Source organism: Micromonospora sp. NBC_01405, from assembly GCF_045040155.1.
Lineage (GTDB): Bacteria > Actinomycetota > Actinomycetes > Mycobacteriales > Micromonosporaceae > Micromonospora.
In genome coordinates this window covers 3,984,342-4,009,250 of sequence record NZ_CP109532.1, presented here as the reverse complement: position 1 = coordinate 4,009,250, position 24,909 = coordinate 3,984,342, and the positions used below count along the sequence as shown (strand labels likewise).

Below are 24,909 nucleotides of genomic sequence, written 5' to 3'. Positions count from 1 at the left end.
TGGCTGTTCGGTGGGGTCAGCTGTTCCAGTGCTCGGCGACGAGGTCGGCGGCCTGCTGTTCCCACTGGGCGTAGTGGTCGGGGTAGGCGGACACCTGGACGGTCTGGGCGGCCTTGGTCAGCGGCATGTCCTGCCATCCGTCGACCTGCTTGAGGCCCTTGAGGAACGCGAGGGTGGAGTACTCGGGGTCGGTGATCTGCTCCACCGTGCCCCAGCCGGAGGTGGGGCGCTGTTGGAACAGGCCCTGCGAGTCGTGGTCGTTGCGGTCGCCGAGGTGGCCCAGGTTCTCCAGCTTCGACTCCTGCAGCGCCGTGCCGATGGAGATGACGGCGGCTCGCTCGTCCATGTCGGCCTTCTTCGTGGCGGCGATGATCGCCTTGACGTTGGCGGTCTGCTCGGCGTTGAGGTCGATGCGGGACTGGTCGCCCTGCACGCCGTGCGGGATCAGTTTGGCCTTGTCGACAACCGGCTTTTCGGCCTGCACGGCGACGACGGCGGTGGGGGTGGACTCGGTGGTGGGGGTGGCGTGGGCGGTGGCGGGGCCGGCGAACACGCCGCCGGCGAAGGCGAGACCGGCGATTCCGAGAACGCTCTTACGCATGATCGTGTTCATGGGGGTGTCTCCAATCGGGGGTCGACACACACGCCGCCCCGGGGGAGGGGCGGGGGTGTGAGCACCACGTCGAGGCGCCCAACAGATCAAGGGGGGAAGTCATCGCTCACCGCACCGGGGGGTGCTGGTGGCGGCGGGACCATGTGTAACGACCGGCGGCCGGCCCGCATTCCCCGACGGGGTCACGGGGGTTCGGGCAGCTCAGCAGCGGCGTGCGCTACTCGATCGTCTGCCATGTGTAACGACCCCGTCCCGCCCGATGTTCCGCCGACCGGATGCCCCCGGCCACACCCCCAAACCCCCCAAAACCCCCAAACACCCCACCCCGCCCCGCCCCGGCCCAGCCCAGGTCCCCGGCAAAGTCGTGCGGGTCTCCGGCTTGGCAGGCCCCACGGGATGCGCGCGCTCCCGACACCATCGGCCCCTGCCGGGTCGGCCTTTCCTGGTCAGCCTCGGCCCTTGCCGGGTCGGCCTTTCCTGGTCAGCCTCGGCCCTTGCCGGGTCGGCACTGCGCTGCGTTGGTCCCTATGGAGCTGCCCCGTTTGTGCTGTCGATGGAGCGGGAGCACAAACGGGGCAGCTCCATAGGGACCGAATGGCAGGTCCCCGCCCGGGTGGGGGCATTCGTCAGGCCGCCGCCCGACCGCCCGGTGTACGGGGCGGCGTGGCGGCGACCTCCCGGGGCATGTGCGGGAGAGGGGACATGGCCGAGGACCGGCCAGACCGGGACCCTGGCTGGGCCGGGCCGGCTACCGGCGGACCGCCTCCGCCAGGATCTCGGGTCATCCGCAAGGAGCGGAACGGGATTCCCGGAAGGTGAATGGGCTTCGGGCGGGATGATCAAAGAGGTTGTGTCCGGTTCGGGGCGCCCCTGACACAAACCTCTCGACCACCGCGGGTCAGCGGGTCAGGGTGTTCGTTGGGATCATCTGGCAGTGTCCGTGAAGAAATCCCGCGTTCCCCTGGTGGCGACGCTCGCTGCCCTGACCGGCGTTGCCGCCCTGCTGGCCGCACCTACCCCGTTACGCGAAACGGGTCACGCCGCCATCTTCGGGGCACCAGCGCCCTCGGGGGCGGCAGCCACCTCCGGCAGTCCACGTACCGCCCCGGCAGGGGGGTCGGCGGAGCCGACCGGACAACCGGCACCGTCACCCGTGCCGAGCGGCCGACCAGACCCGGGGGCGACGGTGCCGGGTGCGAGCCGGGTCGGACGACGGCCGCCGGTGGTGGACCACGGACCGCGCACCGGCGACAAGGTGGCGCTCACCTTCGACGCGGACATGACCGACGCGATGCGGCACCAACTACGCAGCGGCGCGGTCCGGTCGTACGCGAACCTGGCGATCATCGACCTGCTGGAGCGGGAAGGGGTGCCGGCCACCTTCTTCCTGACCGGCAAGTGGGTCGAGGAGTACCCCGACGTCACCCGTCGCCTGGCCGCCAACCCGCGCTTCGAGCTGGCCAACCACACGTACGGCCATCTCGCCTTCACCGCGGACTGCTACCAACTGCCGACGATCCCCCGGCAGCGGATGGCGGCCGACGTGGCCCGGACCTTCGACGTGATCGCCCCGTACGGCGGGCGGCAGACCCGGTACTTCCGCTTCCCCGGGCTCTGCCACGATCGCACGGCCCTGACCGAGCTGGCACCGTTGGGCGTCACGGTGGTGGACGGTGACGTGGTCAGCGGCGACCCGTTCGCGCGGTCCTGGCGGCCGATCGTCGACGCGGTGCTGTCCCGGGTACGCCCCGGCTCCGTCGTGGTCCTGCACGTCACCGAGGCGAACGCCCCGATGACGGACGAGGCGCTGCCGCGCATCCTGGCCGGGCTGGCCGACCGGGGTCTCACCCCGGCTCCGCTCTCCGAGGTGCTGGCGGCGACGCCGCCCCGCCCCGCCGGTTGACCACGGCAGGGTCCGGGCTGACCAATCATCAACATCAAATGTGACAAAAGCCTAATGTCGGAGAGGAGTCGACAAGAACCAGAGGAGGTCGTCATGACTACGGCGATGGAGATGCCCCGCGTCCAGGAATGCGTGGTCGCGGCCTGCGCCTACAACAACACCGGCGACTGCCACGCGTTCGCCATCACGATCGGCAGCGCGGACCACGCCCACTGCCACACCTTCGTCGAGATGCCGGTCCGCGGTGGCATCGAGACGCTGATCGCCCAGGTGGGCGCGTGTCAGCGGTCGGACTGCCGGCACAACTCCCAGCTGGAGTGCCACGCTCCGGCGATCCGGGTCGGCCCCGACAACGACATGGCCGACTGCATGACGTACGACGTCCGCTGACACACGTACCGAGGACCCTTCTCACAGGCCGTTGGCGGCGCGGACGACGGTGACGAGGTCGTCGATGATGCCGGTGAGCGCGAAGTCCTTCGGCGTGAACACCCGGGCCACCCCGGCGGCGCGAAGCGCCTCGGCGTCGCCGGGCGGGATGATGCCGCCGACCACGACCGGCAGGTCGCCCCGGCCGGCGGCCCGTAGGCCGTTCAGCACCGCCGGCACGGCGTCCAGGTGCGAGCCGGAGAGCACGGACAGGCCGACCAGGTCGACGTCCTCCTCCACGGCGGCGGCGACGATCTGCCCGGCGGTCAGCCGGATGCCCTGGTAGATCACCTCGAAGCCGGCGTCGCGGGCACGTACCGCGATCTGCTCGGCGCCGTTGGAGTGCCCGTCCAGGCCGGGCTTGCCGACCAGCAGCCGCAGCCGGCCAGCGCCCAGCTCGCGGGCGGTGGTGGCAACCCGCTCCCGGACGGCGGCCAGGCCGCTGTCGCCGCTCACCCCGGTCGGCGCGCCGGCCAGCCCCGTCGGCGCCCGGTACTCGCCGAAGACCTGGCGCAGCGCGCCGGCCCACTCGCCGGTGGTCACCCCGGCCCGCACGCACGCCAGGGTCGCCGGCATCAGGTTCGCGGTGGTCACGGCGTCCGCGCGCAGCCGGTCGAGCGCCGCGTCGACCGCCGCGCCGTCCCGGCCGGACCGCCACTCGCGTACGGAGGCCACGGCCGCCGCCTCGACCGCCGGGTCGACCTGCTCGATCGCCTCGGCACCGGACGCGGTCAGCGGCGACGACTCGGTCTCGGTGAACCGGTTGACGCCGACCACCACGTCGGTGCCGACCTCCAGCCGGCGGCGGCGTTCGGCCAGCGAGCCGACCAGCGCGCTCTTGAGGTACCCGGTCTCGACGGCCGCCACCACGCCGCCCATCTCCAGCACCGTGTCCAGCTCGGCCCGGGCCCCGGTGACGATCCCGTCGACCAGCGCGGTCATCACGTGCGAGCCGGCGAACAGGTCCGGGTATTCGAGCAGGTCCGACTCGTACGCGAGGACCTGCTGCATGCGCAGCGACCACTGCTGGTCCCACGGCCGGGGCAGGCCGAGCGCCTCGTTCCAGGCCGGGAGCTGCACCGCGCGGGCGCGGGCGTCCCGGGACAGGGTGACGCCGAGCATCTCCAGCACGATCCGCTGGATGTTGTTCTCCGGCTGGGCCTCGGTCAGGCCGAGCGAGTTGACCTGCACGCCGTACCGGAACCGGCGCTGCTTCGGGTCGGTGACGCCGTACCGCTCGTGGGTGATCTCGTCCCAGAGCGCGCCGAACGCGCGCATCTTGGCGATCTCCTCGACGAAGCGCACCCCGGAGTTGACGAAGAACGAGATCCGGGCGACCACGTCGCCCATCCGCTCGGCCGGCACCTGGCCGGCGTCGCGCACCGCGTCGAGCACGGCGACGGCGGTGGCCAGGGCGAAGCCGACCTCCTGCACCGGCGTCGCGCCGGCCTCCTGGAGGTGGTACGAGCAGATGTTCACCGGGTTCCACCGGGGCATCTCCCGCAGCGTGTACGCGATGACGTCGGCGGTCAGCCGCAGCGACGCGGCCGGCGGGAAGATGTACGTCCCCCGGGACAGGTACTCCTTGATGATGTCGTTCTGCGTGGTCCCGGCGCAGCGGGCCAGTTCGGCACCCTGCTCCGCACCGACGGCGCCGTAGAGGGCGAGCAGCCACATCGCCGGCGCGTTGATGGTCATGGACGTGTTCATCTCGGCGAGCGGGATGCCGTCGAAGAGGGCCCGCATGTCGCCGAGGTGGGCCACCGGCACGCCGACCCGGCCGACCTCGCCGGCGGCCAGCTCGTGGTCCGGGTCGTACCCGGTCTGGGTGGGCAGGTCGAAGGCGATCGACAGGCCGGTCTGCCCCTTCGCCAGGTTGCGGCGGAAGAGCGCGTTGCTCGCGGTGGCCGAGGAGTGCCCGGCGTAGGTGCGCATCACCCACGGACGCTCGCGCTCGGGAAGCCGGCCGGGGGGAGCCTTCTCGTCCATGGCGGGAGTCTAAGTTACCGTTAAGTCACCTGGGTTGGTGAAAAACCGCACAGGTCTATGGGACGCGGCGGACTGAACAGCACCGGAACGTGCGGGACGGCCGGCACCCCGGGCGCCGCTGACCGGCCCGCACGACGCACACTTGACGGCATGGATGACGAGCTCGCAATCTCCGTCCGGGGGCTGCGCAAGGCGTACGGCGACAACGTCGCGGTGGCGGGCGTGGATCTCGCGGTCCACCGCGGCGAGGTGTTCGCCCTGCTGGGGCCGAACGGCGCGGGCAAGACCACCACGGTGGAGATCCTGGAGGGCTACCGGCAGCGCGACGCCGGCGAGGTCTCCGTGCTGGGCAGCGACCCCGCCCGCCCCGGGCCGCACTGGCGGTCCCGGGTGGGCATCGTGCTCCAGGGAACCGGCGAGTTCGACGAACTGACCGTCGCCGAGTTGGTCTCGCACTTCTCCGGCTTCTACCCCGACGCCGACGACCCGGCGAAGGTCATCGAGCGGGTCGGCCTGGGTGCCAAGGCGAAGGCCCGCACGCACACCCTCTCGGGCGGGCAGAAGCGCCGCCTCGACGTCGCGCTCGGCATCATCGGCCGCCCCGAGCTGCTGTTCCTGGACGAGCCGACCACCGGCTTCGACCCGGAGGCCCGGCGCGAGTTCTGGGAGCTGATCCGGGACCTGACCGCCGCCGGCACCACCATCGTGCTCACCACCCACTATCTGGACGAGGCCGAGGCGCTGGCCGACCGGGTCGGGGTGATCGCCGCCGGCCGGCTGGTCGAGGTGGCCCCGCCGAACCGCCTCGGCAACCGGCAGGAGTCCCTGGCGACGGTCTCCTGGCGTACCCCCGAAGGGGCCGTGGAGACCGCGGAGAGCGCGACGCCGACGCGCCTGGTGGCGGAGCTGGCCGCGCGCTTCGGCGGCGAGGTCCCCGGGCTGACGGTGACCCGGCCGACCCTGGAAGACGTCTACCTGAAGATGATCGGACACTGATGACCACCACCACCAGGCCGGCGGCCCCGGTCGACCCCGCCGCACCGGCCCGCCGGCTCGGGGCGGGCGCGCTCGCCCTGCGCCAGGGCCGGCTGGAGATCACCCAGTTCATGCGCAGCCGGGAATCCGTCGTGTTCACGATGGGCTTCCCGATCATCATGATCCTGATCTTCGCGGCCATCTTCAGCGACGAGATCGCCCCGGGCGTCAGCTACACGCAGTACTTCATCACCGGCATGATCGCCACCGGCCTGATGACGGGGAGTTTCCAGAACCTCGGCATCTGGATCCCGATCGAGCGGGACCGGGGGGTGCTCAAGCGCTACCGGGGCACCCCGATGCCGAAGTGGGTGTGGTTCGCCGGCAAGGTGCTCATGGTGGTGGCGATCAGCGTCGCCGAGACCGCCCTGCTGCTCGCCGTCTCGGTCGCCGTGTTCGACCTGGATCTGCCCGGCACGGCCGGCAAGTGGTTCACCTTCGGCTGGGTCTCCCTCCTCGGGGTCACCGCGTGCACCCTGTGCGGCATCGCGATCTCCTCGCTGGCCCGCACCGCGCGCAGCGGCTCCGCCGTGGTCACCCCCATCGCCCTGGTGCTCCAGTTCACCTCCGGGGTCTTCTTCGTCTTCACCAACCTGCCGAGCTGGATGCAGCAGGTGGCGGCCCTCTTCCCGCTGAAGTGGATGTGCCAGGGGCTGCGGGCGGTCTTCCTGCCGGAGAGCTTCGGCGCCCAGGAGCCGGCCGGGTCCTTCGAGCTGGGCCGGGTCGCCATCGTCCTCGCCCTGTGGTGCGTGATCGGCCTCGTGCTCTGCCTCACCACCTTCCGCTGGACCACCAAGCGCGACGGCTGAGGTCCCCCGCAGCCGTCGGAGCCTCGCAGACTGGTTCCCACGTACGCGGGGTGATTCTGTGTCCGGCGGGGGCGGCGGGCCGAGGCCGGGGCTGGCAGACTGGGCCGGTGGTGGCGGGACCGACGCGGCGACGGCTGCTCCTGGCCGGGGCAGCCACGGCGGCGCTGGCCGTGGCCGGCGGCGCGACGGCGCGGAAGCTGACCCGCCCGCGACCGGGGCCGGCACCGGCGCTGCCCGACGCCCCGGCCGGCGACGAGCGGCTGATCCGGCGGCAGTCGGCGGCCCGGGGTCGTGCCGTCGACTTCTGGACAGCCGTGCCGGCCGGGCACGGCGACGGGCGAGGGCTGCCGGTCTGCCTGGTGCTGCACGGCGCTTCGTCCACCCCGCGCGACTACGCGCGCTTCGGGCTCGCCCGGTTCCTCACCGACGCGGTGCGCCGGGGCGCTCCGCCGTTCGTGCTCGCCGGGGCGACCGGCGGCCGGCTCTCCTGGCGGCGCTCCGGAGCTGACGACCCGCAGCGGATGGTGCGCGAGGAGTTGCCGGCCTGGTGCGGCGAGCGCGGCTTCGACACCAGCCGGGTGGCCGCGTGGGGCTGGTCGATGGGCGGCTTCGGATCGCTGCTGCTCGCCGAGACCTTCCCCGGCTGGCTGCGGGCGGTGGCCGCGTTCTCCCCCGCCGTAGGCCCCGGGGACGCGGTCTTCACCGACGTGGCGCGGCTGCGCGGCACGCCGGTCGGGCTCTGGTGCGGCCGGCAGGACGGCCTGCTGCGCGACGTGCGGGCGCTGGCCCGCGCCCTGCCCGAACCCCCGGCCCGCGCCGAGTACGCCGACGGCCGGCACAACTTCGTCTACTGGGGCACGGTCGTCCCGGCGGCCTTCTCGTTCCTGGCCGACGCCCTCACGCCGCCGCGCCCCTGACCCGGCCCCGAGCGGGAACGGGTCAGGGGTCGGTGCGGCGTCAGTACGTGTAGAAGCCCTTGCCGGTCTTGCGGCCCAGGTCGCCGGCGGTGACCATGCGCTGGAGCAGCTCCGGCGGGAAGAACTTCTCGTCGGCGGTGTCGGTGTAGATGTTCTTCGAGGCGTGCAGCAGCACGTCCACGCCGGTCAGGTCGGTGGTGGCCAGCGGGCCCATCGCGTGGCCGAAGCCGAGCTTGCAGGCCGTGTCCAGGTCCTCGGCCGACACCACGCCGGACTCGACCAGCTTGACCGCCTCGACGACCAGGGCGGCGATCAGCCGGGTGGTGACGAACCCGGCGATGTCCCGGTTCACCACGACGACGGTCTTGCCGATCTCCTCGGCGAACGCCTTCACGGTGGCCAGGGTCTCGTCGCTGGTCTTGTAGCCCCGCACCAGCTCGCAGAGCTTCATCATCGGCACCGGGGAGAAGAAGTGCGTGCCGACGACCGCCTCCGGGCGCTCGGTCACGGCGGCGATCTGGGTGACCGGGATGGCCGAGGTGTTGGTGGCGAGCACCGCGTCGGCCTTGCAGATCTTGTCGAGCGCCCGGAAGACCTCGTGCTTGATCTCCAGCCGCTCGAACACCGCCTCGACGACGATGTCCGCGTCGGCGACCGCCTCCAGGTCGGTGGTCGGGGTGATCCGGCCCAGTGTCGCCTCGACCTCGACGGCCTCGATCTTGCCCTTCTCGGCGAACTTCTCCAGCGACTTCCGGATGCCGGCCAGCCCACGCCCGGTGGCCGCGTCGTCCAGGTCCCGCAGCGTCACCTGCCAGCCCGCCTGCGCCGCCACCTGGGCGATGCCCGAGCCCATCAGCCCGGCCCCGACGACCGCGAGTCGACCCGCCATCTGCTTCTCCCTCGCCTGATTGAGTGTCTGTCCGCACCCTAGTCGGCGATGCTGAACGAAGGCTAAGCCGGTCATCGGGAAGCCCGACCACCGAGAAGCCCGAGCAGCGGAATGCCGGCCAGCGCGGTGGTCGGGCAGTGCGGTGGCGGGCAGGGGTAGCGCGGCGGCAGGTCCGCCGTACTGCGGTCAGATCTCCAGCGCCGGCTCTTCCGGCACGCTGCCGCGCTCGACCTCCACGCCCAACGCCCGCAGGTCGGAGACGAAGTCCGGGTAGCCGCGGTCGACGTGGTGCACGTGGGAGACCTCGGTGACCCCGTCGGCGCAGAGCCCGGCGATGATCAGCCCGGCGCCGGCCCGGATGTCGGTGGCCCGGACAGGGGCCCCGGAGAGCCGGTCCCGGCCGCGGACCACGGCGTGGTGGCCGTCGGTCTTGATGTCCGCGCCGAGCCGCATCATCTCGTTGGCGAACATGAACCGGCCGTCGAAGATGTTCTCGGTGATCAGGGACGCGCCGTCGCTGACCGCGGCGAGCCCGATCGCCATCGGCAGCAGGTCGGTGGCGAAGCCCGGGTAGGGCAGGGTGACCACGTCCACCGCCCGGGGGCGCTCGTCGACCCGTACCCGGAAGGCGTCGCCGCGGGTCTCCACCAGGCCGCCGGCGCAGATCAGCTTGTCCAGCGCGACCTCCAGGAAGCCCGGGTCGATCCCCGTCACGGTGACGTCCCCCCGGGTCATCGCGGCGGCGAACGCCCAGGTCCCGGCGACGATCCGGTCGCCGACGGTCGCGTGCCGCACCGGCCGCAGCTCCGGCACCCCATCGATGTGCAGGGTGGAGGTGCCCTCCCCCTCGATCCGGGCACCCATCCGGATCAGCATCGAGCAGATGTCGACGATCTCCGGTTCCCGGGCCGCGTTGTCGATCACCGTCGTGCCCCGGGCCAGCACGGCGGCCATCACCAGATTCTCGGTGGCCCCGACGCTGGGGAAGTCGAGCACGATGTCCGCGCCGTGCAGGCCGTCCGGGGCGGCGGCAATGACGAAGCCGTGCTCGCCGGAGATGTCCGCACCCATCCGGGTCAGCCCGGCGATGTGCATGTCCAGCCCCCGGGAGCCGATGGCGTCCCCGCCGGGGTGGGCCACCCGGACGTACCCCCGGCGGGCCAGCAGCGGGCCGAGCACGCAGATCGACGCGCGCAGCCGGCGGACCAGGTCGTAGTCGGCCTCCGCGCCGGGCCGGTCCGGCACGTCGATGGTGACCGACCGGGACCGGGCCACCCCGCCCCGGGCCACCATCGGGTCGACGGGGTCGTCCGCGTCGAACCGGACGCCGCACCCCAGCCGGCGCAGCACCTCGCCCATGATGGCGATGTCGGTGATCCGGGGGACGTTCGTGATGACGCTGCGCCCGGGGACCAGCAGCGCGGCGGCCATCAGCTTGAGGGCCGAGTTCTTCGCCCCGACGACGTGCACCGTCCCGGCGAGCCGGGCGTTTCCGGAGACCCGGATGACGTCGACGTCGTTGACCGCCGGGTCCCCGGCGTCGCCGGGGCCGACCCCGGCCGGCCGGGTCGGGGTCGGCCGAGCGGGGATGGTCAGGTCGGGTATCCGTAGGCTGTGCGTCATGGCCGTCCACCTCACGCGCATCTACACCAGGGCCGGCGATGCCGGCATGACCAGGCTGAGCAACAACGAGCAGGTGCCGAAGACCGATCCGCGGATCGCCGCGTACGCGGACGTCGACGAGTGCAACGCCGCGATCGGCGTCGCGATCGCGCTGGGGCAGCTCGACGACGAGCTGCGGGCGGTGCTGGGGTCGATCCAGAACGACATGTTCGACGTCGGCGCCGACCTGTCCACCCCGGTGGAGCCGGACCCGGAGTACCCGCCGCTGCGGGTCACCGAGGAGTACGTGGACCGTCTCGAGGGATGGTGCGACGAGTACAACGCACGCCTGAGCAAGCTCGACTCCTTCATCCTCCCCGGCGGCACCGCGGGAGCGGCGCTGCTGCACGTGGCACGGACGATCGCCCGGCGGGCCGAGCGTGCGGCATGGGCGCTGGTCGCGCAGGACCCCGACCGGACCAGCATCCTCCCGGCAAAGTATCTCAACCGGCTCTCCGATCTGCTCTTTATCCTGTCAAGAGCGGCAAATCCGGCAGGAGACGTGCTGTGGGTGCCGGGCGGTAAGCGCTGAGCGTCGACACCGACCGCACCCCGGTCGGGGCCCTGCACCACGTCGAGGTCTGGGTGCCCGACCTGGCCGGCGCGGTCCACGGCTGGGGCTGGCTGCTGGGCGAGCTGGGCTGGACGCCGTTCCAGGAGTGGCCGGCGGGCCGGTCCTGGCGGCTCGGCCCGACGTACCTCGTGCTGGAGGAGTCCCCCGCGCTGTCCGGGCGAAACCACGACCGGCTCGCCCCGGGCCTGAACCACCTGGCCTTCCACGCCGGCCCGCCGGCCGCCGTGGACCGGCTGGTCGCGGCCGCGCCGGCCCACGGCTGGACGCTGCTCTTCCCGGACCGCCACCCGCACGCCGGGGGCCCGGACACCTACGCGGCCTACCTCACGAACATCCAGGGCTACGAGATCGAACTGACCGCTTCCACCAACTGACCCCGCACGGGGCACCCCTCGGGCCCCCCTCGGGCCCCCCGCGATCTTGCAGTTGCGGCCCCGGAAGCGCGCCCTTTGTCCGTTACGCCCGGGCCCTAAGTGCAAGATCGCCGAGGACTGGGGGCGGGGGCGGGGCGGGCAGGGCGGGCGGGGGGTTAGGCGGCGGGCCAGTCCTGGGACGCCAGGCGGGGCGAGGCCGCCCCTGGTGCGGCGGCCTCGATCCAGGAGAGGAAGCCGGTGACGGTGGACCGGGCCATGGCGATCTCCACCGGGGCGTGCTGACTGGTGCACCGCAGGATCACCCAGTCGGCGGGCATGGAGAGGCGCTCCTGCCCCTCGGGCAGCCGCCGGCGCTCCACCACCAGGGTCTTGCGGGACAGCGCCAGCTTGGGGCGCAGGGCGAAGGAGAACATCCGGTACCACCGGAGTTCATCGCCCGCGAACCGGCCGAAACCGGGCGACCAGCCCCGGCCGTCGAGCATCGTGGAGACCCGGACGCTGAGCCGGATGATCCCGCCGGTGCGGGTGACCAGCGCCCGTCGGACGAAGAGGATCAGCAGAGCGGCGATCACGGCGGCGAAGCCGATCCCGATCCCCTCCACGATCTCCATCGAGGGGTCGGCTCAGCGGCTCTGCGAGGCGGAGACCGGGGTGGCGCTCTCGGCGAGAACGGTGACACCCTCGCTGCTCACGGAGAGGAAGCCACCGGCCACCTCGTACGAGACCTGCTCGCCGCCGGCCAGCTTGATCCGGACCTGGCCGGGCTCGGCGAGCTGGCCCAGCAGGGGCGCGTGCCCCGGCAGCACACCCAACTCACCCTCGGTCGTCCGGGCGACGACCATCTCGGCCTCGCCGGACCAGACCTTCTCCTCGACGGCTACGAGCTCGACGTGAAGCTGCTTTGCCACGCTGTCTCCTTGCTGCGGCGGCGGATTGCCGAAAGTCTAGTCGCGCCCCCCGCAGACGCCGAACGCGGGTGGCGTAAGCTGCGCCACCCGCGCCCGGACCGCGCCAGCGGGCGCTACTTCGTCTTGTTGCGGAAGTCCGGATGCTCCAGCAGGAACGCGTCCAGTTGCTCCTTCTCCAGGGCGGTGAAGAAGTCCTCGGCCTCGGGCAGCAGCCGCTCCCCCCGGTACGCCGACCCGGTGCCGATGTTCTCCCCCGGCAGCTTGATCAGCTCGACGTTGTCGGCGCGCGTGGACTTGAGGGCGATCGCGAAGTCGATCACGCTGCTGCCCCGGCCGTTGAAGATCAGCGACTGCCCGGCGGCCCGGATCACCTTGTCCAGCTTGATCGGGTTGGTCACCACGTCGGCGCTGAACGCCTGGTTGACCATCGCCTTGATGAACTGCTGCTGGTGCCGCTGCCGGCCGTAGTCGGCGTCCGGGACGCCGTTCTTCGGGTACCGCTGCCGGACGTAGTCCAGCGCCTGCCAGCCGTTGAGGTGCTGGTTGCCCTTCTTGTAGACCGCCTGAGGGCCGATGTAGCCATCGCCGTAGGGATTGCCCTTGCGGTGCACCCCGCTCGGCTCGCGGTGCTCGGAGCGCACCTCGCGCTCGATGTACATGTCGACGCCGCCCATCGCGTCGACGATCTTCTGGAAGCCGGTGAAGTTGATGATCGCGCCGCCGTCGAAGCGCTCGATCCCGGTCACCTGCTGCACGGTCGTGGCCAGCAACTCGAAGCCGCGGGCGGCGTCGGGGTTCTGCCCAGGCACCCGGCTGCCGTACGACATCGCGGCGTTAAGCTTGTCGGTGCCGCCGTGGAACTCCGCCTTGCTGAACTTCGGGATCTCGACCCGCAGGTCGCGGGGCAGCGAGAAGAGGTACGCCCGGTCCAGCTCGGTCGACACGTGCAGCACCATGACCGAGTCCGCCAGCGGCGGGGTCTCCGGATCGCGCGGGTCGATGCCCACCAGCAGGATGTTAAGCGGGCCCTTGATGTCGCTCTTGCGCTCCTGGGCGCCCGCGGCCTGGTCGCCGAACAGGTCGCCCTTGCCGACCGCGCCCTCGTACCGGGACACCAGCGCCTCGTAGCCCACCAGCACCGCGCCGCTGAGCAGCATGAGCACGGCGCCGAACACCGTGCACACCCGCGCCCACTTCGGCACGCCAGACCACACCGACGGCTTCTTCCCGCCGCCCTTACCGGCCTTACCCACGAGATTCTCCGTTCGTCACGCCCACGAAGAGGAGACGGGCGCACGCAGCCGAAAGGTTGCAGTATTTGTCACTCGCCGGGGGACGAGCGTAGATCGACGGTACCCCGCCCACGACGCAACCACCGGCTCGGCAACCGGACAGCGGAGATCATAGGGCCTGTAGACGAGCGAGGACCGCCCCGGTGGCTACCGGGGCGGTCCTCGACGGTGTGACGACCGTCTACTTCGTCAGCTCCGCGGCCTTCTGCTCCAGGTCCTGCAGACCACCGCACATGAAGAAGGCCTGCTCGGGGAAGTGGTCGTACTCGCCCTCGCTGATCTTCTTGAACGCCTCGATGGTCTCGGCGATCGGGACCGTCGAACCCGGCACGCCGGTGAACTGCTCGGCGGCGTAGGTGTTCTGCGACAGGAAGCGCTCGATCCGCCGCGCGCGCTGCACGGTGATCTTGTCTTCCTCGGAGAGCTCCTCGATGCCGAGGATGGCGATGATGTCCTGCAGGTCCTTGTACTTCTGCAGGATCCGCTTCACCTCGGTGGCGACCGCGAAGTGCTCGGCGCCGACGAACTCCGGGGCGAGGATCCGGGACGAGGACGCCAGCGGGTCCACGGCCGGGTAGATGCCCTTGTCGGAGATCGACCGCTCCAGGTTGGTGGTCGCGTCGAGGTGGGCGAACGTGGTGGCCGGGGCGGGGTCGGTGTAGTCGTCCGCCGGCACGTAGATCGCCTGCAACGAGGTGATGGCCTGGCCCCGGACGGAGGTGATCCGCTCCTGGAGCTCGCCCATCTCGTCGGCCAGGGTCGGCTGGTAACCCACGGCGCTCGGCATGCGGCCGAGCAGGGTGGAGACCTCGGAGCCGGCCTGGGTGAAGCGGAAGATGTTGTCGATGAAGAGCAGCACCTCCTGCTTCTTCACGTCCCGGAAGTACTCCGCCATGGTCAGCGCGGAGAGGGCGACCCGCAGCCGGGTGCCCGGCGGCTCGTCCATCTGGCCGAAGACCAGCGCGGTCTTGTCGATGACGCCGGACTCGGTCATCTCGGCGATGAGGTCGTTGCCCTCACGGGTGCGCTCACCCACGCCGGCGAAGACCGACGTGCCACCGAAGTTCCGGGCAACCCGGGTGATCATTTCCTGGATGAGCACCGTCTTGCCCACGCCCGCGCCGCCGAACAGGCCGATCTTGCCGCCCTTGACGTACGGGGCGAGCAGGTCGATGACCTTGATGCCGGTCTCCAGCATCTCGGTCTTCGGCTCCAGGTCCGCGAAGGCCGGGGCCTTGCGGTGGATGCCCCACCGGTCGTCCGCGTCGAGCGTCTCGCCCTCGGTGAGGTTGAGGCACTCGCCGATCGCGTTGAACACGTGGCCCTTGACCGCGTCGCCCACCGGCACGCTGATCGGCGAGCCGGTGTTGCGCACCTCGGCACCGCGGACCAGGCCGTCGGTCGGCTGCATCGAGATCGCGCGGACCAGGTTGTCACCCAGGTGCTGGGCGACCTCCAGGGTCAGCGTCTTCTCACCGCCGGAGAGCGTCACGGTGACGTGCAGGGCGTTGAACAGGGCCGGCATGGCGTCGCGCGGGAACTCGGCGTCGACGACCGGGCCGATGACCCGGACCACGCGACCCGTGGCCGTCCTGGTCTCAGCTGGTCCACCAGCAACTGCGGATACAGTCATCACACTTCACTTCCCGACGCGGCGAGCGCGTTAGCGCCGCCGACGATCTCGCTGATCTCCTGGGTGATCCCGGCCTGGCGGGCCGAGTTCATCTCACGCGTGTACTTCTCGATCATCTCTTCGGCGTTGTCGGTGGCGCTCTTCATCGCCCGCCGCCGGGCCGCCGACTCGCTCGCCGCCGACTCCAACAACGCCGCGTAGATCCGCGTGTTGATGTACTTCGGCAGCAGCGCGTCGAGCAGCACCTCCGCCTCCGGCTCGAACTCGTACGCCGGGAGCAGGCCCTCCGACCTCGGCCGGTCCTCGACCTGCATCGGGCCGATGATCTTCGCGACCGGGTTCTGGGTCATCAGGGAGTGGAACTCGGTGTAGACGATGTGCAACTCGTCGACCCCCAGCACCCCGTCCGCCCCGGCGTCGCCGTCGGTGTCGTCCGCGCCGGCGGTGAACGCCTTGATCAGCGTCTCACCCACCTCGCGGGCGTCGGCGAACGTCGGCTGCTCCGAGAAGCCCGTCCAGTTCGCCGCGATCGGCCAGTCCCGGAACCGGTAGAACGCGACGCCCTTGCGGCCGATGACGTAGAGCACGGGCTCCTTGCCCTCGGCGCGCAGCCGGGCGATCAGCGACTGCGCCGTCTTGATCGCGTTGGAGCTGTAACCGCCGGCCAGGCCCCGGTCGCTGGTCACCAGCAGGACGCCCGCCCGCCGCACCTGCTCACGCGCAGTGAGCAGCGGGTGGTCGATCCGGGCGTTGGACGCCAGCGCGGTGAGCACGCCGGTGATGGCCTGGGCGTACGGCAGGGACGCCTGCACCCGGGCCTGGGCCTTGGCGATCCGGCTCGTCGCCACGAGCTCCATCGCCTTGGTGATCTTCTTCATCCCCTTCGCCGACCGGATCCGTTGACGAAGAACGCGTACCTGGGCCGCCATGAGTCAGCCCTACTGCTTCTCGGCGTTGCCGCGGTAGCGGGTCACCGTCTCGCGGTTCTGCTCGCCCTCCAGCGGGGCGGCCGGGGCCTCGTTGATCCGGGCCTCGTCCTCCTTGCCCAGGAACGTCTGCTTGAAGCTCACGATGGCCTGGTCGAGGGTGGAGATCACCTCGTCGTTCCACGTGTTGTCGGCGATCGCCGCGAGGGTGCCCTCGTGCTTGTGCCGCAGGTACTGGAGGAACTCCGACTCGAAGCGGCGGACCTCGCCGACCGGGATGTCGTCCAGCTTACCCTCGGTGCCGGCCCAGACCGTGACGACCTGCTCCTGCACCGGGTACGGCGAGTAGTTGGGCTGCTTGAGCAGCTCGACCAGGCGGGAACCGCGATCCAACTGGGCCCGGGAGGTCTTGTCCAGGTCGGAGGCGAAGGCGGCGAACGCCTCCAGCTCACGGAACTGGGCCAGGTTGAGCCGCAGCGAACCGGCGACCTTGCGCATCGGCTTCACCTGCGCGGCGCCACCGACCCGGGAGACCGAGGTGCCGACGTTGATGGCCGGGCGGACGCCCTGGTTGAACAGGTCCGTCTCCAGGAAGATCTGGCCGTCGGTGATGGAGATGACGTTGGTCGGGATGAAGGCCGAGATGTCGTTGGCCTTCGTCTCGATGATCGGCAGACCGGTCATCGAGCCGCCGCCCAGCGCGTCGGAGAGCTTCGCGCAGCGCTCCAGCAGCCGGGAGTGCAGGTAGAAGACGTCACCCGGGTACGCCTCGCGGCCCGGCGGGCGGCGCAGCAGCAGCGACACGGCCCGGTACGCCTCGGCCTGCTTGCTCAGGTCGTCGAAGACGATCAGGACGTGCTTGCCGCCGTACATCCAGTGCTGCCCGATGGACGAGCCGGTGTACGGGGCCAGGTACTTGAAGCCGGCCGGGTCGGACGCCGGGGAGGCGACGATGGTGGTGTACTCCAGCGCGCCCGCCTCCTCCAGGATGCCCTTGATCGAGGCGACCGTGGATGCCTTCTGGCCGATGGCGACGTAGATGCAGCGGACCTGCTTCTTCGGGTCGCCGGAGCGCCAGTTGTCCCGCTGGTTGAGGATGGTGTCCAGCGCGACCGTGGTCTTGCCGGTCTTGCGGTCACCGATGATCAGCTGCCGCTGGCCCCGGCCGATCGGGGTCATGGCGTCGATCGCCTTGATACCGGTCTGCAGCGGCTCGTCGACGGACTGCCGGGACATCACGTTCGGGGCCTGGAGCTCCAGCTCGCGGAAGCCCTCGTTGGCGATGTCGCCGAGGCCGTCGATCGGCTGGCCGAGCGCGTTGACCACACGGCCGAGGAAGGCGTCGCCGACCGGCACGGAGAGCACCCGGCCGGTGCGCTTGACGCGCTGGCCCTCTTCGAGCTTCGCGGAGTCGCCGAGGACGACGACACCGATCTCCCGGACGTCGAGGTTCAGGGCCACGCCGAGCGTGCCGTCCTCGAACTCCAGGAGCTCGTTGGTCATGGTCGAGGGCAGGCCCTCGACGTGGGCGATGCCGTCACCGGTGTCGGCGACGGTGCCGACCTCCTCGCGGGAGACGTCGGGCGAATAGGAGGAGACGTAGCGCTCCAAGGCGCCGCGGATCTCCTCCGTCGAGATGGTCAGCTCGGCCATCCTCTGCTTCCTTAAATTTCAGGGGCCCGGGATACCTAGTACCGACCGGTCCGAATGGCGTCTGTCAATCCGGGCGCTTCGCGGGGTGTGCCAGCGGGCGCCGGTCAGCGCTTGGCGAGCGCGTTGCGGGTCTCGTTGAGGCGGCGCAGGACGGTGCCGTCGTACAGGTCGGAGCCGACCCGGACGCTGACGCCACCGAGGATCGTGGGGTCCACCGTCTGCTTGACGGAAACCTCTCGACCGTACATCGCGGAGAGGCGGGCACCGAGCCGGCGCTCGTCCTCGTCACTCAACGGGGCCGCCACGGTCACGTACGCGACCTGCCGGTCCCGCCGGTCGGCGGTGAGCTCGACCAGCCGGGTGACCGAACCGGTGAAGGACCGCCCGCCGAACCCGCCCAGCGCCACCTCGACGAGGCGGACGGTGATCGGGCTGGCCTTGCCGGCCAGCAGCTCGCGGGCCAGCGCGGCCCGCCGCTCGACCGGGGCGACCGGGTCGGACAGCGCGCCGGAGAGCGCGGGCTGGCCGGCGACCACCTGACCGAAGCGGAACAGCTCGTCCTCGACCTCGCCCAGCTCGCCGGACGCGTCGGCGCTGGCCAGCAGCGCCTCCACACCCAGTCGCTCGGTGCCGTCGAGCAGTTCCGACGGCGCCGACCACCGGCCGGACGCCAGCCCGGTGAGCAGGTCGAGCGCGCCCGCGCCGACCTTCCCCCGGAGCATGTCGCCGAGCAGCCCGGCGCGGTCCGCGCCCGGCCGGGCCGGGTCGGACAGCGCCCGGCGCAGCCGCGGCTCGCGCCGCAGCAGGCCGGCGACGGAGAGCAGGTCGTCGGCGGTGGCGGCCACCGCCGACGGCTCCGCGCCCCGCGCGTACGCCGCCAGGCGCTCGGTCGCGGCCCGGTACGACTCCCGGCTGGCGGCCTGCATCAGCGGGCCCCCGTGCTTTCGAGGCCGCTGAGGAACCGGTCGACGGTGCCCTTGCGGCGGGCCTCGTCGGCCAGCGACTCGCCGACGATCTTGCTGGCCAGGTCGACCGCGATCGTGCCGACCTCCGTGCGCAGCTCGCGCACGATGGTGGCCCGCTCGGCGGCGAGCTGCTCCTTGCCGGCCGCGATGATCCGGTCGGATTCCTCCCGCGCCTTGGCGAGGATGTCCTGGCGGATGCCCTCGGCGTCGGCCCGGGCGTCGTCCCGGATCCGGGCGGCGTCGTTACGCGCCTCGGCGAGCTGCGCGCGGTACTGCTCGAGGAGCTGGTTGGCCTCGGCCTGGGCGGCCTCGGCGCGCTTGATACCGCCCTCGATCGCGTCCACCCGGGCCTGGAACGTCTGCTCCATGCGGGGGAAGACGAACTTCATCAGCACGAAGCAGAGCACGGCGAAGGCGACGGACCCAACCACGATCTCCTGCCAGATCGGGATGATCGGGTTGTGCGTCGACTCACCACCCTCAGCGGCGAGGAAGAACATGGAAGACCTCCCGGTCGAAGGGGGGCGGGATTAGGAGAGCGTGCCCTGCCAGATGAAGCCGAACGCGATGCCCAGCAGCGCGAGCGCCTCGATGACGGCGAAGCCGATCCAGACGTACGGCAGGGTCATCTTGGACGACTCCGGCTGACGGGCGGTCGACTGGATGTAGGCGGCGAAGACCAGGCCGACACCGATACCCGGGCCGATGGCCGCGAGACCGTAGCCGATGGCGGCGGTGCTGCCCTCTACCGCGGCGTAGATGTCCATTAGTGGGTTCCTCCTGGTTATCACGCGTGACGGTCACGCGGAACGACAACGGGTGGTGCGAGGTGGATCAGTGCTCGTCGGCGAGCGCGCCCTGTACGTAGCTGGCGCTGAGCACCGTGAAGACGTAGGCCTGGAGGCAGATCACCAGGAACTCGAGGAAGGTGAGCGCGATGGTCATCACCCAGGACAGCACCGAGACCGGGGCCAGCCAGGCGTTGGCGCTCAGCATCGCGAAGCCGCCGAGCGTGAAGACCAGCAGGAGCATGTGGCCGGCGAACATGTTCGCGAAGAGACGGACGGCCAGCGAGAACGGCCGGACCAGGAAGGTCGAGAAGAGCTCGATCGGGATCAGCAGCGGCAGGATGTACCACGGTGCCGGCGGGATCAGGGAGTTCTTGAAGTACTTCGCGAAGCCGTGCTTGCGGATGCCGATGTAGTTGAACATCACGTAGCTGATCAGGGCCAGGACGGCCGGGAACGCGATGTGCGAGTTCGGCGAGATCTGGAAGAACGGCAGGATCGCGAAGAAGTTCGTCAGCAGGACGAAGCAGAAGAGCGACGTGAAGTACGGCGCGAACCGCACCCCCGCGTGCCCGATCATGTCGACGGCGATGTTGTTCCGCACGAAGCCGTAGATCGACTCGGCGAACCACTGCTTCTTCGTCGGCACGAGCTGCGGCTTCCGGTACGTGACCAGGAAGAAGATGATCAGGATGCCGACGGCGACCCAGACCATGGCCGTGATCTTGGTGAACCAGTACGAGTCGTGCGCACCCCAGGGGAGGATGCTGGGCAGGTAGAAATCGTCCACGCTGGGTGGGAATGCTGCCTCGCCCTGTGCCAGGACGTTCGCCTGTCCGAACACCGCGTCCCTTCCTAAGTAGGCGTGCCGAGCCGGCGGATGACCAGGATGATCCCCCCGGCCATGCCGAGCACGACGCCGATCCCGGTGGCGATGCCGCCGGTGTCGAGCCACTGGTCGACCAGCCAGCCGATGAAACCCCAGACGAGCATGCCCCCGATGAGGTACGAGAGCGCGGTCCAACCCTGGCCGGCGCCGGTCGGAATGTCGTCCGGGCCGCCGGTGGGTTGGGGGGTTTGGTCACCAGCCATGACGGGGCGAACGATATCAGTCGGGAAAACGAGGCTGTGCCTCACCCCCCGCACAACTGTCGTTGTGTGGGCCTCGGGCGGGCAGTTCGTCTGGGGGCACGCTACTCCCCTTCCGCCACCCAGAGAATGACCGGCATCGGACACATTCGCGCGTCGTGTCGATGAGTGGGACGCCGACGAGGTCAGGCCCTGGTCCGGCGCATGTGGACCGTGCTGATCCACCAGATGTGCGCGCCGGTCCAGGCCGCCACGCCGACGGCGATGCCGAGGCAGAGCGGGAGCAGCCCGGCCCACCCGGTCGACGCGACCGCCAGCATCACGCCACCCAGGAGGGTGAACTTGGCGGCGTAGAGGCCGAGCCCGAACGGCAGCACGAGCTGCGGGTTCCGCGCGTCCGCCCAGGCCAGCACCACCGTGGTTAGGGTGTAGCTGGCCACCGTGACGGCCATCCCGGCGGCCACGCCGAGCGCCGCGTCGGCGCCGCCGAGGACGCCGCCGGCCACCGCGCCGAGGGCCGCCACCACGGCGGAGACGACCAGCAGCAACGGCAGGTGGCGCAGCCGCCAGCCACGGTCGTCGGCCACGTGCGCCGCGTCCACCCCGCGCTCAGCCACGGTGGTACGCCGGGAAGGCGGCGACCAGCTCGGCGACCCCGCCGGCGATCCGGGCGAGGGTGTCCGCACCGCCGGGGACGCCGGGGCCGGTACGCACCGCGCGGGCGATCTCCGGATCGGTGGCGCCGAGCTGCTCGAAGTCCGGCCCCCAGAAGGTGCTCGTCGCGTTCTTCACAACGAGGAAGTCTATGGGCCGCACACTGGTGGCTGTGAGATGCCTCGTCACGGGTGCGACCGGGTACATCGGCGGGCGGCTCGCGCCCAGGCTGCTGGCGGACGGGCACCAGGTGCGCTGCCTGGCCCGCAAGGCCGCCCGGCTGCGCGACGTGCCGTGGGCGTCGCGGGCCGAGATCGCCGAGGGCGACCTGCGCGGACCGGAAACTCTGCCGGCCGCGTTCGCGGGCGTGGACGTCGCGTACTACCTGGTGCACTCACTCGGTCAGGCCGGCTTCGAGGCGGCCGACCGGGAGGCCGCGGCCAACTTCGCCGCCGCGGCCCGCGCCGCGGGCGTACGCCGGATCGTCTACCTCGGTGGGCCGGAGCCGAACGCCGACGGCGAGGTCTCGTCGCCGCACCTGCGGTCCCGGGCGGAGGTGGCGCGGATCCTACTGGCCAGCGGTGTGCCGACGGCCGCGCTCCGGGCGGCGGTGATCATCGGGTCCGGCTCGGCCTCGTTCGAGATGCTGCGCCACCTCACCGAGCGGCTGCCCGTGATGGTCACCCCGCGCTGGGTGCGCAACCGGATCCAGCCGATCGCCGTCCGGGACGTGCTGCGCTACCTGACGGGCTGCGTCGCGCTGCCGCCGGAGGTGAACCGGGCCTTCGACATCGGCGGCCCGGACGTGCTCACCTTCCAGGACATGATGCGGCGCTACGCCCGGGTGGCCGGGCTGCCCCGGCGGATCATCGTCCCGGTGAGGCCGCTGACCCCGGCGCTCTCCTCGCACTGGGTCGGGCTGATCACCCCGGTGCCGAACGCCATCGCCCGGCCGCTGGTGGAGAGCCTGGTGCAGGAGGCGGTCGCCCACGAGCACGACATCGCCCGGTACGTCCCCGACCCGCCGGGCGGGCTGACCCGCTTCGACGAGGCCGTCGCGCTGGCGCTGGCGAAGGTCCGCGACGCCGAGGTGGAGACCCGCTGGTCCACCGCGAGCGGGCCGGACGCCCCGGCCGAGCCGCTGCCCAGCGACCCGGCGTGGTCCGGCGGCACCGTCTACACCGACGAGCGGGAACGGGCCGTGGCCGCCCCGGCGGACGCGCTGTGGCGGGTGATCGAGGGGGTCGGTGGGGAGCACGGCTGGTACTCGTTCCCGCTGGCCTGGTCGGTGCGCGGGTGGCTGGACCGGCTGATCGGTGGGGTGGGGCTGCGCCGGGGCCGGCGTGACCCGCACCGCCTCCAGGTCGGTGAGGCACTGGACTTCTGGCGGGTCGAGGAGATCGTCCCGGGCCAGTTGCTGCGGCTGCGCGCCGAGATGCGGCTGCCCGGCCGGGCCTGGCTGGAGATGCGCGTCGAGCCCGGCGAGGCCGACGCGAGCCGCTACGTCCAGCGCGCGGTCTTCCTCCCGCATGGCCTGGCCGGTCACGCCTACTGGGGCTCGGTCTTCCCGTTCCACGCGATCGTCTTCGGCGGCATGGCCCGCAACATCGCCCGCAACGCCGAACACCCCGCCCCTGACTGACCCACGTCAACCCACGTCGACCCTGAGGTCAATCGCCGGTGCGGGCGCCCGTGACGCGGAAGGCGACCGACTCGCCGGGCGGCACGAAGTCGCGGACCGGCTCGTCCCGGAGGGTGTCGTACAGGATCCTGCCGACGACGTCGACCAGGCGGGCCTGGACCGCCTTGCCGACCGCGTCGCGCGGGTCGTCGGGGTTCGCCGCGATCGAGGCGACGGCGAGCTGCGGGGTGAAGGCCACGACGGTCTCCGTCCCGTTCCCGTCCGAGCTGCCGGTCTTGCCCGCCACCGGCCGGCCGAGCCGGGAGCGCAGGTCGGCGGCGGTGCCGCCGGCGCAGCGGCCGTACATCGACTGGTCTCCGACCGGGCAGCGGGCGGCGTCCGCCGCGCCCCGGGCCACGTCGACGTCGAGCACCTGCCGGCAGTCCGGGCGACCGGCGGCGGCTGCCCGGCCACCGCCGTCGGTGATCGACAGCACCGGCGTGGGCGCGCACCACCTGCCCTCCGCGGCCACCGCGGCGTACGCACCGGCCAGGTCGAGCGGGGTGGTGGCGGTGACCCCCAGGGTGAACGGCCCCCACTCCCGCGCGCCGTACCGGGCCATCCGGGCGTCGGACTCGGCGCGGAACTGGATGCCGAGCCGCTCGGCCATCTCCACCACCCGGTCCGCGCCCACCCGCTCGGTCAGCCAGGCGAAGTAGGTGTTCACCGAGCGGCCGAAGGCGTCCCACATGGTGCGGTGGCCGTTCATCCCGACGGGGTCGGCGTTGACCGGGCACCACCGGCCGTCGCATTCGGCGGAGCCGCCGGAGACCGGGAACCGGGTGACGATGCGGGACGGGGAGTCGAACCCGGTGTCCAACGGCAGGCCGGCCTCCAGCGCGGCGAGCACGGCGAAGATCTTGAACGTCGAGCCGGCCTGGTAGCCGGTGATCGCCCCGCCACCGGCGACGAGCTGGTTGACCGTGTTCGGGCGGTTCTTCCAGCCCGGCGGGTTCTCGGCCACGCCGTAGTTCCGGTTCACCGCCAGGGCGAGGACCTGCCCGGTGCCCGGCTGCACCACCGCGGTCGGCGCGGCTCGGCGGTCGTCGACGTCGTACACCTTCCGCACCTGCTCGGTGGCGGTCCGCTGCACGGCCGGGTCGAACGAGGCGACGATCCGGAAGCCGCCCCGGCGCAGGGTGCGCTGCCGCTCGTCGACCGTGGCGCCGAAGGCCGGCTGCTCGCTCCACCAACGGGTGAACCAGTCGCAGAAGAATCCCCAGTCCTCGTGCCCCTTCGGGACGGCCGCGCAGTCGTTCGGCGTCGTGCTGGTCTTCAGCGTCAACGGCTCGGCCTGCGCCGCCGCGGCCACGTCGGGCGCGACCTGGCCGGTCTCGACCAGCCGGTCCAGCACGTACGCCCGGCGCAGCAGCGCCGCGTCGGCGTCGCCGTTGATCGGGTCGTCGGTGTTCGGCGAGCGGACCAGCCCGGCTAGCAGGGCCGCCTCGGCCAGGGTGAGCTTCGCCGGCGGCTTCGAGAAGTACCGCTTGCTGGCGGCGCCCACCCCGTACGCCCCAGCGCCGAAGTAGGCGATGTTGAGGTAGCCGGCGAGGATCTGCTCCTTGCTCAGCTCTTGTTCCAGCGCCAGGGCGTACCGCATCTCCTTGAGCTTGCGGGCAACGGTGATCTCGGTGGCCTTGGCCCGCTCCTCCTCGGTGAGCGCCGGGTCGCTGGCCAGCACGTTGCGCACGTACTGCATGGTCAGCGTGGAAGCGCCCTGCCGGGTGCCGTCGCGCTGGTTGGCGGTGAACGCCCGGACCACGCCCCGCGCGTCGACGCCCCGGTGCTGGTGGAAGCGGACGTCCTCGGCGGCGACGATGGCCTGGCGCATCACCGGCGCCACCTCGCCCAGCGGCACGTCCGCCCGGTCCTCGGTGTAGAACGAGGTGATCAGGGTGGTGCCGTCGTTGGCGTAGAGGTTGGAACGCTGGGCCGTGGGCGGCGTGCGCAGCGACTCGGGCAGCTCGGACCAGGGCTCGGTGAGCCCCCGCACGCCGAACCCGAAGACCAGGGCGGCCGGCAGGGCCGCCACGGCCAGTGCCAGCCCGGCGAGCACCCCGGCGATCACGATGGTCATCAGCTTGTCGAGACGGCGGACCCGGATCATCAGCTCTCCCCGCAGGAGC

The 24,909-nt window shown here is 71.5% G+C and carries 26 protein-coding genes; 8 read left to right on the top strand and 18 right to left on the bottom strand.

Annotation, left to right across the window (positions count from 1 at the left end):
- Nucleotides 1–16: 16 nt before the first annotated feature.
- Entirely contained in the window at nucleotides 17–613 is a 597-nt protein-coding gene (locus tag OG559_RS17400; protein WP_405105065.1) for a hypothetical protein, read from the bottom strand.
- A 1,222-nt stretch (nucleotides 614–1,835) separates the two neighbouring features.
- Here OG559_RS17400 and OG559_RS17395 point away from each other — a divergent pair.
- Entirely contained in the window at nucleotides 1,836–2,516 is a 681-nt protein-coding gene (locus OG559_RS17395; RefSeq protein WP_405105063.1) for a polysaccharide deacetylase family protein, read from the top strand.
- Nucleotides 2,517–2,609: 93 nt separating this feature from the next.
- The gene (locus OG559_RS17390) at nucleotides 2,610–2,906 is read left to right on the top strand and encodes a DUF1540 domain-containing protein (protein ID WP_405105061.1); all 297 of its coding nucleotides are present in this window, start codon (nucleotides 2,610–2,612) and stop codon (nucleotides 2,904–2,906) included.
- Nucleotides 2,907–2,927: 21 nt separating this feature from the next.
- On the opposite strand, the gene OG559_RS17385 is transcribed toward OG559_RS17390, so the two are convergent.
- Nucleotides 2,928–4,934, bottom strand: a complete 2,007-nt coding sequence (locus OG559_RS17385; protein WP_405105059.1) for a protein meaA — start codon at nucleotides 4,932–4,934, stop codon at nucleotides 2,928–2,930.
- A 150-nt stretch (nucleotides 4,935–5,084) separates the two neighbouring features.
- Here OG559_RS17385 and OG559_RS17380 point away from each other — a divergent pair, with 150 nt between their 5' ends.
- The 3 genes from OG559_RS17380 to OG559_RS17370 all read left to right on the top strand — a co-directional run bounded on the left by OG559_RS17380 (nucleotide 5,085) and on the right by OG559_RS17370 (nucleotide 7,695).
- Nucleotides 5,085–5,930 (top strand): ABC transporter ATP-binding protein, encoded by an 846-nt coding sequence (locus tag OG559_RS17380; RefSeq protein ID WP_405105057.1) that lies wholly within the window; start codon nucleotides 5,085–5,087, stop codon nucleotides 5,928–5,930.
- A complete protein-coding gene (locus OG559_RS17375) occupies nucleotides 5,930–6,778 on the top strand; it encodes an ABC transporter permease (protein ID WP_396670057.1) in 849 nt (282 codons plus the stop codon). Before OG559_RS17380 ends, OG559_RS17375 begins: the two co-directional genes overlap by 1 nt.
- Nucleotides 6,779–6,885: 107 nt before the next feature.
- Nucleotides 6,886–7,695: an alpha/beta hydrolase gene (locus OG559_RS17370; protein ID WP_405105055.1), complete on the top strand. Its 810-nt coding sequence runs from the start codon at nucleotides 6,886–6,888 to the stop codon at nucleotides 7,693–7,695.
- 40 nt (nucleotides 7,696–7,735) lie between these two features.
- Here OG559_RS17370 and OG559_RS17365 read toward each other — a convergent pair whose 3' ends face one another.
- Both OG559_RS17365 and murA read right to left on the bottom strand, forming a co-directional pair.
- Nucleotides 7,736–8,584: a 3-hydroxyacyl-CoA dehydrogenase family protein gene (locus OG559_RS17365; RefSeq protein WP_396670059.1), complete on the bottom strand. Its 849-nt coding sequence runs from the start codon at nucleotides 8,582–8,584 to the stop codon at nucleotides 7,736–7,738.
- A 186-nt stretch (nucleotides 8,585–8,770) separates the two neighbouring features.
- Complete coding sequence (gene murA / locus OG559_RS17360; protein WP_405105053.1) at nucleotides 8,771–10,207, bottom strand: UDP-N-acetylglucosamine 1-carboxyvinyltransferase; 1,437 nt, start codon at nucleotides 10,205–10,207, stop codon at nucleotides 8,771–8,773.
- Between murA and OG559_RS17355 the strand changes: the two genes are divergently transcribed.
- Together OG559_RS17355 and OG559_RS17350 are read left to right on the top strand one after the other, a co-directional pair.
- On the top strand, nucleotides 10,206–10,778 hold the full coding sequence (locus OG559_RS17355) for a cob(I)yrinic acid a,c-diamide adenosyltransferase (RefSeq protein WP_350884451.1): 573 nt from the start codon (nucleotides 10,206–10,208) through the stop codon (nucleotides 10,776–10,778). The genes murA and OG559_RS17355 overlap by 2 nt on opposite strands.
- Nucleotides 10,775–11,194: a VOC family protein gene (locus OG559_RS17350; RefSeq protein WP_405116737.1), complete on the top strand. Its 420-nt coding sequence runs from the start codon at nucleotides 10,775–10,777 to the stop codon at nucleotides 11,192–11,194. Before OG559_RS17355 ends, OG559_RS17350 begins: the two co-directional genes overlap by 4 nt.
- A gap of 155 nt (nucleotides 11,195–11,349) precedes the next feature.
- Here the strand turns inward: OG559_RS17350 and OG559_RS17345 are convergent, their stop codons facing one another.
- The 13 genes from OG559_RS17345 to OG559_RS17285 all read right to left on the bottom strand — a co-directional run bounded on the left by OG559_RS17345 (nucleotide 11,350) and on the right by OG559_RS17285 (nucleotide 21,240).
- The gene (locus OG559_RS17345; RefSeq protein WP_396670062.1) at nucleotides 11,350–11,805 is read right to left on the bottom strand and encodes a DUF2550 domain-containing protein; all 456 of its coding nucleotides are present in this window, start codon (nucleotides 11,803–11,805) and stop codon (nucleotides 11,350–11,352) included.
- A gap of 12 nt (nucleotides 11,806–11,817) precedes the next feature.
- Complete coding sequence (locus tag OG559_RS17340) at nucleotides 11,818–12,102, bottom strand: F0F1 ATP synthase subunit epsilon (RefSeq protein ID WP_350884447.1); 285 nt, start codon at nucleotides 12,100–12,102, stop codon at nucleotides 11,818–11,820.
- A gap of 113 nt (nucleotides 12,103–12,215) precedes the next feature.
- Nucleotides 12,216–13,355 (bottom strand): LCP family protein, encoded by a 1,140-nt coding sequence (locus OG559_RS17335; RefSeq protein WP_405105050.1) that lies wholly within the window; start codon nucleotides 13,353–13,355, stop codon nucleotides 12,216–12,218.
- Nucleotides 13,356–13,575: 220 nt separating this feature from the next.
- The gene (atpD, locus tag OG559_RS17330; protein WP_405105048.1) at nucleotides 13,576–15,027 is read right to left on the bottom strand and encodes a F0F1 ATP synthase subunit beta; all 1,452 of its coding nucleotides are present in this window, start codon (nucleotides 15,025–15,027) and stop codon (nucleotides 13,576–13,578) included.
- Nucleotides 15,027–15,956: a F0F1 ATP synthase subunit gamma gene (locus OG559_RS17325; protein WP_405105046.1), complete on the bottom strand. Its 930-nt coding sequence runs from the start codon at nucleotides 15,954–15,956 to the stop codon at nucleotides 15,027–15,029. Before OG559_RS17325 ends, atpD begins: the two co-directional genes overlap by 1 nt.
- A 9-nt stretch (nucleotides 15,957–15,965) precedes the next feature.
- Nucleotides 15,966–17,606, bottom strand: a complete 1,641-nt coding sequence (gene atpA / locus OG559_RS17320) for a F0F1 ATP synthase subunit alpha (protein ID WP_405105044.1) — start codon at nucleotides 17,604–17,606, stop codon at nucleotides 15,966–15,968.
- A 104-nt stretch (nucleotides 17,607–17,710) separates the two neighbouring features.
- Entirely contained in the window at nucleotides 17,711–18,532 is an 822-nt protein-coding gene (locus OG559_RS17315) for a F0F1 ATP synthase subunit delta (RefSeq protein WP_396670068.1), read from the bottom strand.
- On the bottom strand, nucleotides 18,532–19,071 hold the full coding sequence (locus OG559_RS17310) for a F0F1 ATP synthase subunit B (RefSeq protein ID WP_350884437.1): 540 nt from the start codon (nucleotides 19,069–19,071) through the stop codon (nucleotides 18,532–18,534). The genes OG559_RS17315 and OG559_RS17310 overlap by 1 nt, the downstream gene beginning before the upstream one ends.
- 30 nt (nucleotides 19,072–19,101) lie before the next feature.
- Nucleotides 19,102–19,338 carry an ATP synthase F0 subunit C gene (locus OG559_RS17305; RefSeq protein ID WP_117665579.1) on the bottom strand — a complete coding sequence of 79 codons (237 nt, stop codon included), beginning with the start codon at nucleotides 19,336–19,338 and terminating at the stop codon, nucleotides 19,102–19,104.
- Between the two features lie 67 nt (nucleotides 19,339–19,405).
- Complete coding sequence (gene atpB, locus OG559_RS17300) at nucleotides 19,406–20,203, bottom strand: F0F1 ATP synthase subunit A (protein WP_396670070.1); 798 nt, start codon at nucleotides 20,201–20,203, stop codon at nucleotides 19,406–19,408.
- Between the two features lie 11 nt (nucleotides 20,204–20,214).
- Complete coding sequence (locus tag OG559_RS17295; protein ID WP_161685176.1) at nucleotides 20,215–20,451, bottom strand: AtpZ/AtpI family protein; 237 nt, start codon at nucleotides 20,449–20,451, stop codon at nucleotides 20,215–20,217.
- Between the two features lie 182 nt (nucleotides 20,452–20,633).
- Nucleotides 20,634–21,065 (bottom strand): hypothetical protein, encoded by a 432-nt coding sequence (locus OG559_RS17290; RefSeq protein ID WP_405105041.1) that lies wholly within the window; start codon nucleotides 21,063–21,065, stop codon nucleotides 20,634–20,636.
- The gene (locus OG559_RS17285; RefSeq protein WP_405105039.1) at nucleotides 21,058–21,240 is read right to left on the bottom strand and encodes a hypothetical protein; all 183 of its coding nucleotides are present in this window, start codon (nucleotides 21,238–21,240) and stop codon (nucleotides 21,058–21,060) included. Before OG559_RS17285 ends, OG559_RS17290 begins: the two co-directional genes overlap by 8 nt.
- Nucleotides 21,241–21,274: 34 nt before the next feature.
- Between OG559_RS17285 and OG559_RS17280 the strand changes: the two genes are divergently transcribed.
- Complete coding sequence (locus OG559_RS17280) at nucleotides 21,275–22,744, top strand: SDR family oxidoreductase (protein ID WP_405105037.1); 1,470 nt, start codon at nucleotides 21,275–21,277, stop codon at nucleotides 22,742–22,744.
- A gap of 28 nt (nucleotides 22,745–22,772) precedes the next feature.
- Here OG559_RS17280 and OG559_RS17275 read toward each other — a convergent pair whose 3' ends face one another.
- Complete coding sequence (locus OG559_RS17275) at nucleotides 22,773–24,890, bottom strand: transglycosylase domain-containing protein (RefSeq protein WP_405105035.1); 2,118 nt, start codon at nucleotides 24,888–24,890, stop codon at nucleotides 22,773–22,775.
- Nucleotides 24,891–24,909 lie beyond the last annotated feature (19 nt).

Bases quoted from the DNA above. Each gene is read 5' to 3' on its own strand.
- OG559_RS17305 (WP_117665579.1), bottom strand. From the start codon at position 19,338: ATGGACATCTACGCCGCGGTAGAGGGCAGCACCGCCGCCATCGGCTAC.
- OG559_RS17400 (WP_405105065.1), bottom strand. From the start codon at position 613: ATGAACACGATCATGCGTAAGAGCGTTCTCGGAATCGCCGGTCTCGCC.
- OG559_RS17385 (WP_405105059.1), bottom strand. From the start codon at position 4,934: ATGGACGAGAAGGCTCCCCCCGGCCGGCTTCCCGAGCGCGAGCGTCCG.
- atpD (WP_405105048.1), bottom strand. From the start codon at position 15,027: ATGACTGTATCCGCAGTTGCTGGTGGACCAGCTGAGACCAGGACGGCC.
- OG559_RS17380 (WP_405105057.1), top strand. From the start codon at position 5,085: ATGGATGACGAGCTCGCAATCTCCGTCCGGGGGCTGCGCAAGGCGTAC.
- murA (WP_405105053.1), bottom strand. From the start codon at position 10,207: ATGACGCACAGCCTACGGATACCCGACCTGACCATCCCCGCTCGGCCG.
- OG559_RS17310 (WP_350884437.1), bottom strand. From the start codon at position 19,071: ATGTTCTTCCTCGCCGCTGAGGGTGGTGAGTCGACGCACAACCCGATC.
- OG559_RS17355 (WP_350884451.1), top strand. From the start codon at position 10,206: ATGGCCGTCCACCTCACGCGCATCTACACCAGGGCCGGCGATGCCGGC.
- OG559_RS17295 (WP_161685176.1), bottom strand. From the start codon at position 20,451: ATGGCTGGTGACCAAACCCCCCAACCCACCGGCGGCCCGGACGACATT.
- OG559_RS17275 (WP_405105035.1), bottom strand. From the start codon at position 24,890: ATGATCCGGGTCCGCCGTCTCGACAAGCTGATGACCATCGTGATCGCC.
- OG559_RS17365 (WP_396670059.1), bottom strand. From the start codon at position 8,584: ATGGCGGGTCGACTCGCGGTCGTCGGGGCCGGGCTGATGGGCTCGGGC.
- OG559_RS17390 (WP_405105061.1), top strand. From the start codon at position 2,610: ATGACTACGGCGATGGAGATGCCCCGCGTCCAGGAATGCGTGGTCGCG.
- OG559_RS17315 (WP_396670068.1), bottom strand. From the start codon at position 18,532: ATGCAGGCCGCCAGCCGGGAGTCGTACCGGGCCGCGACCGAGCGCCTG.
- OG559_RS17345 (WP_396670062.1), bottom strand. From the start codon at position 11,805: ATGGAGATCGTGGAGGGGATCGGGATCGGCTTCGCCGCCGTGATCGCC.
- atpA (WP_405105044.1), bottom strand. From the start codon at position 17,606: ATGGCCGAGCTGACCATCTCGACGGAGGAGATCCGCGGCGCCTTGGAG.
- OG559_RS17375 (WP_396670057.1), top strand. From the start codon at position 5,930: ATGACCACCACCACCAGGCCGGCGGCCCCGGTCGACCCCGCCGCACCG.
- OG559_RS17325 (WP_405105046.1), bottom strand. From the start codon at position 15,956: ATGGCGGCCCAGGTACGCGTTCTTCGTCAACGGATCCGGTCGGCGAAG.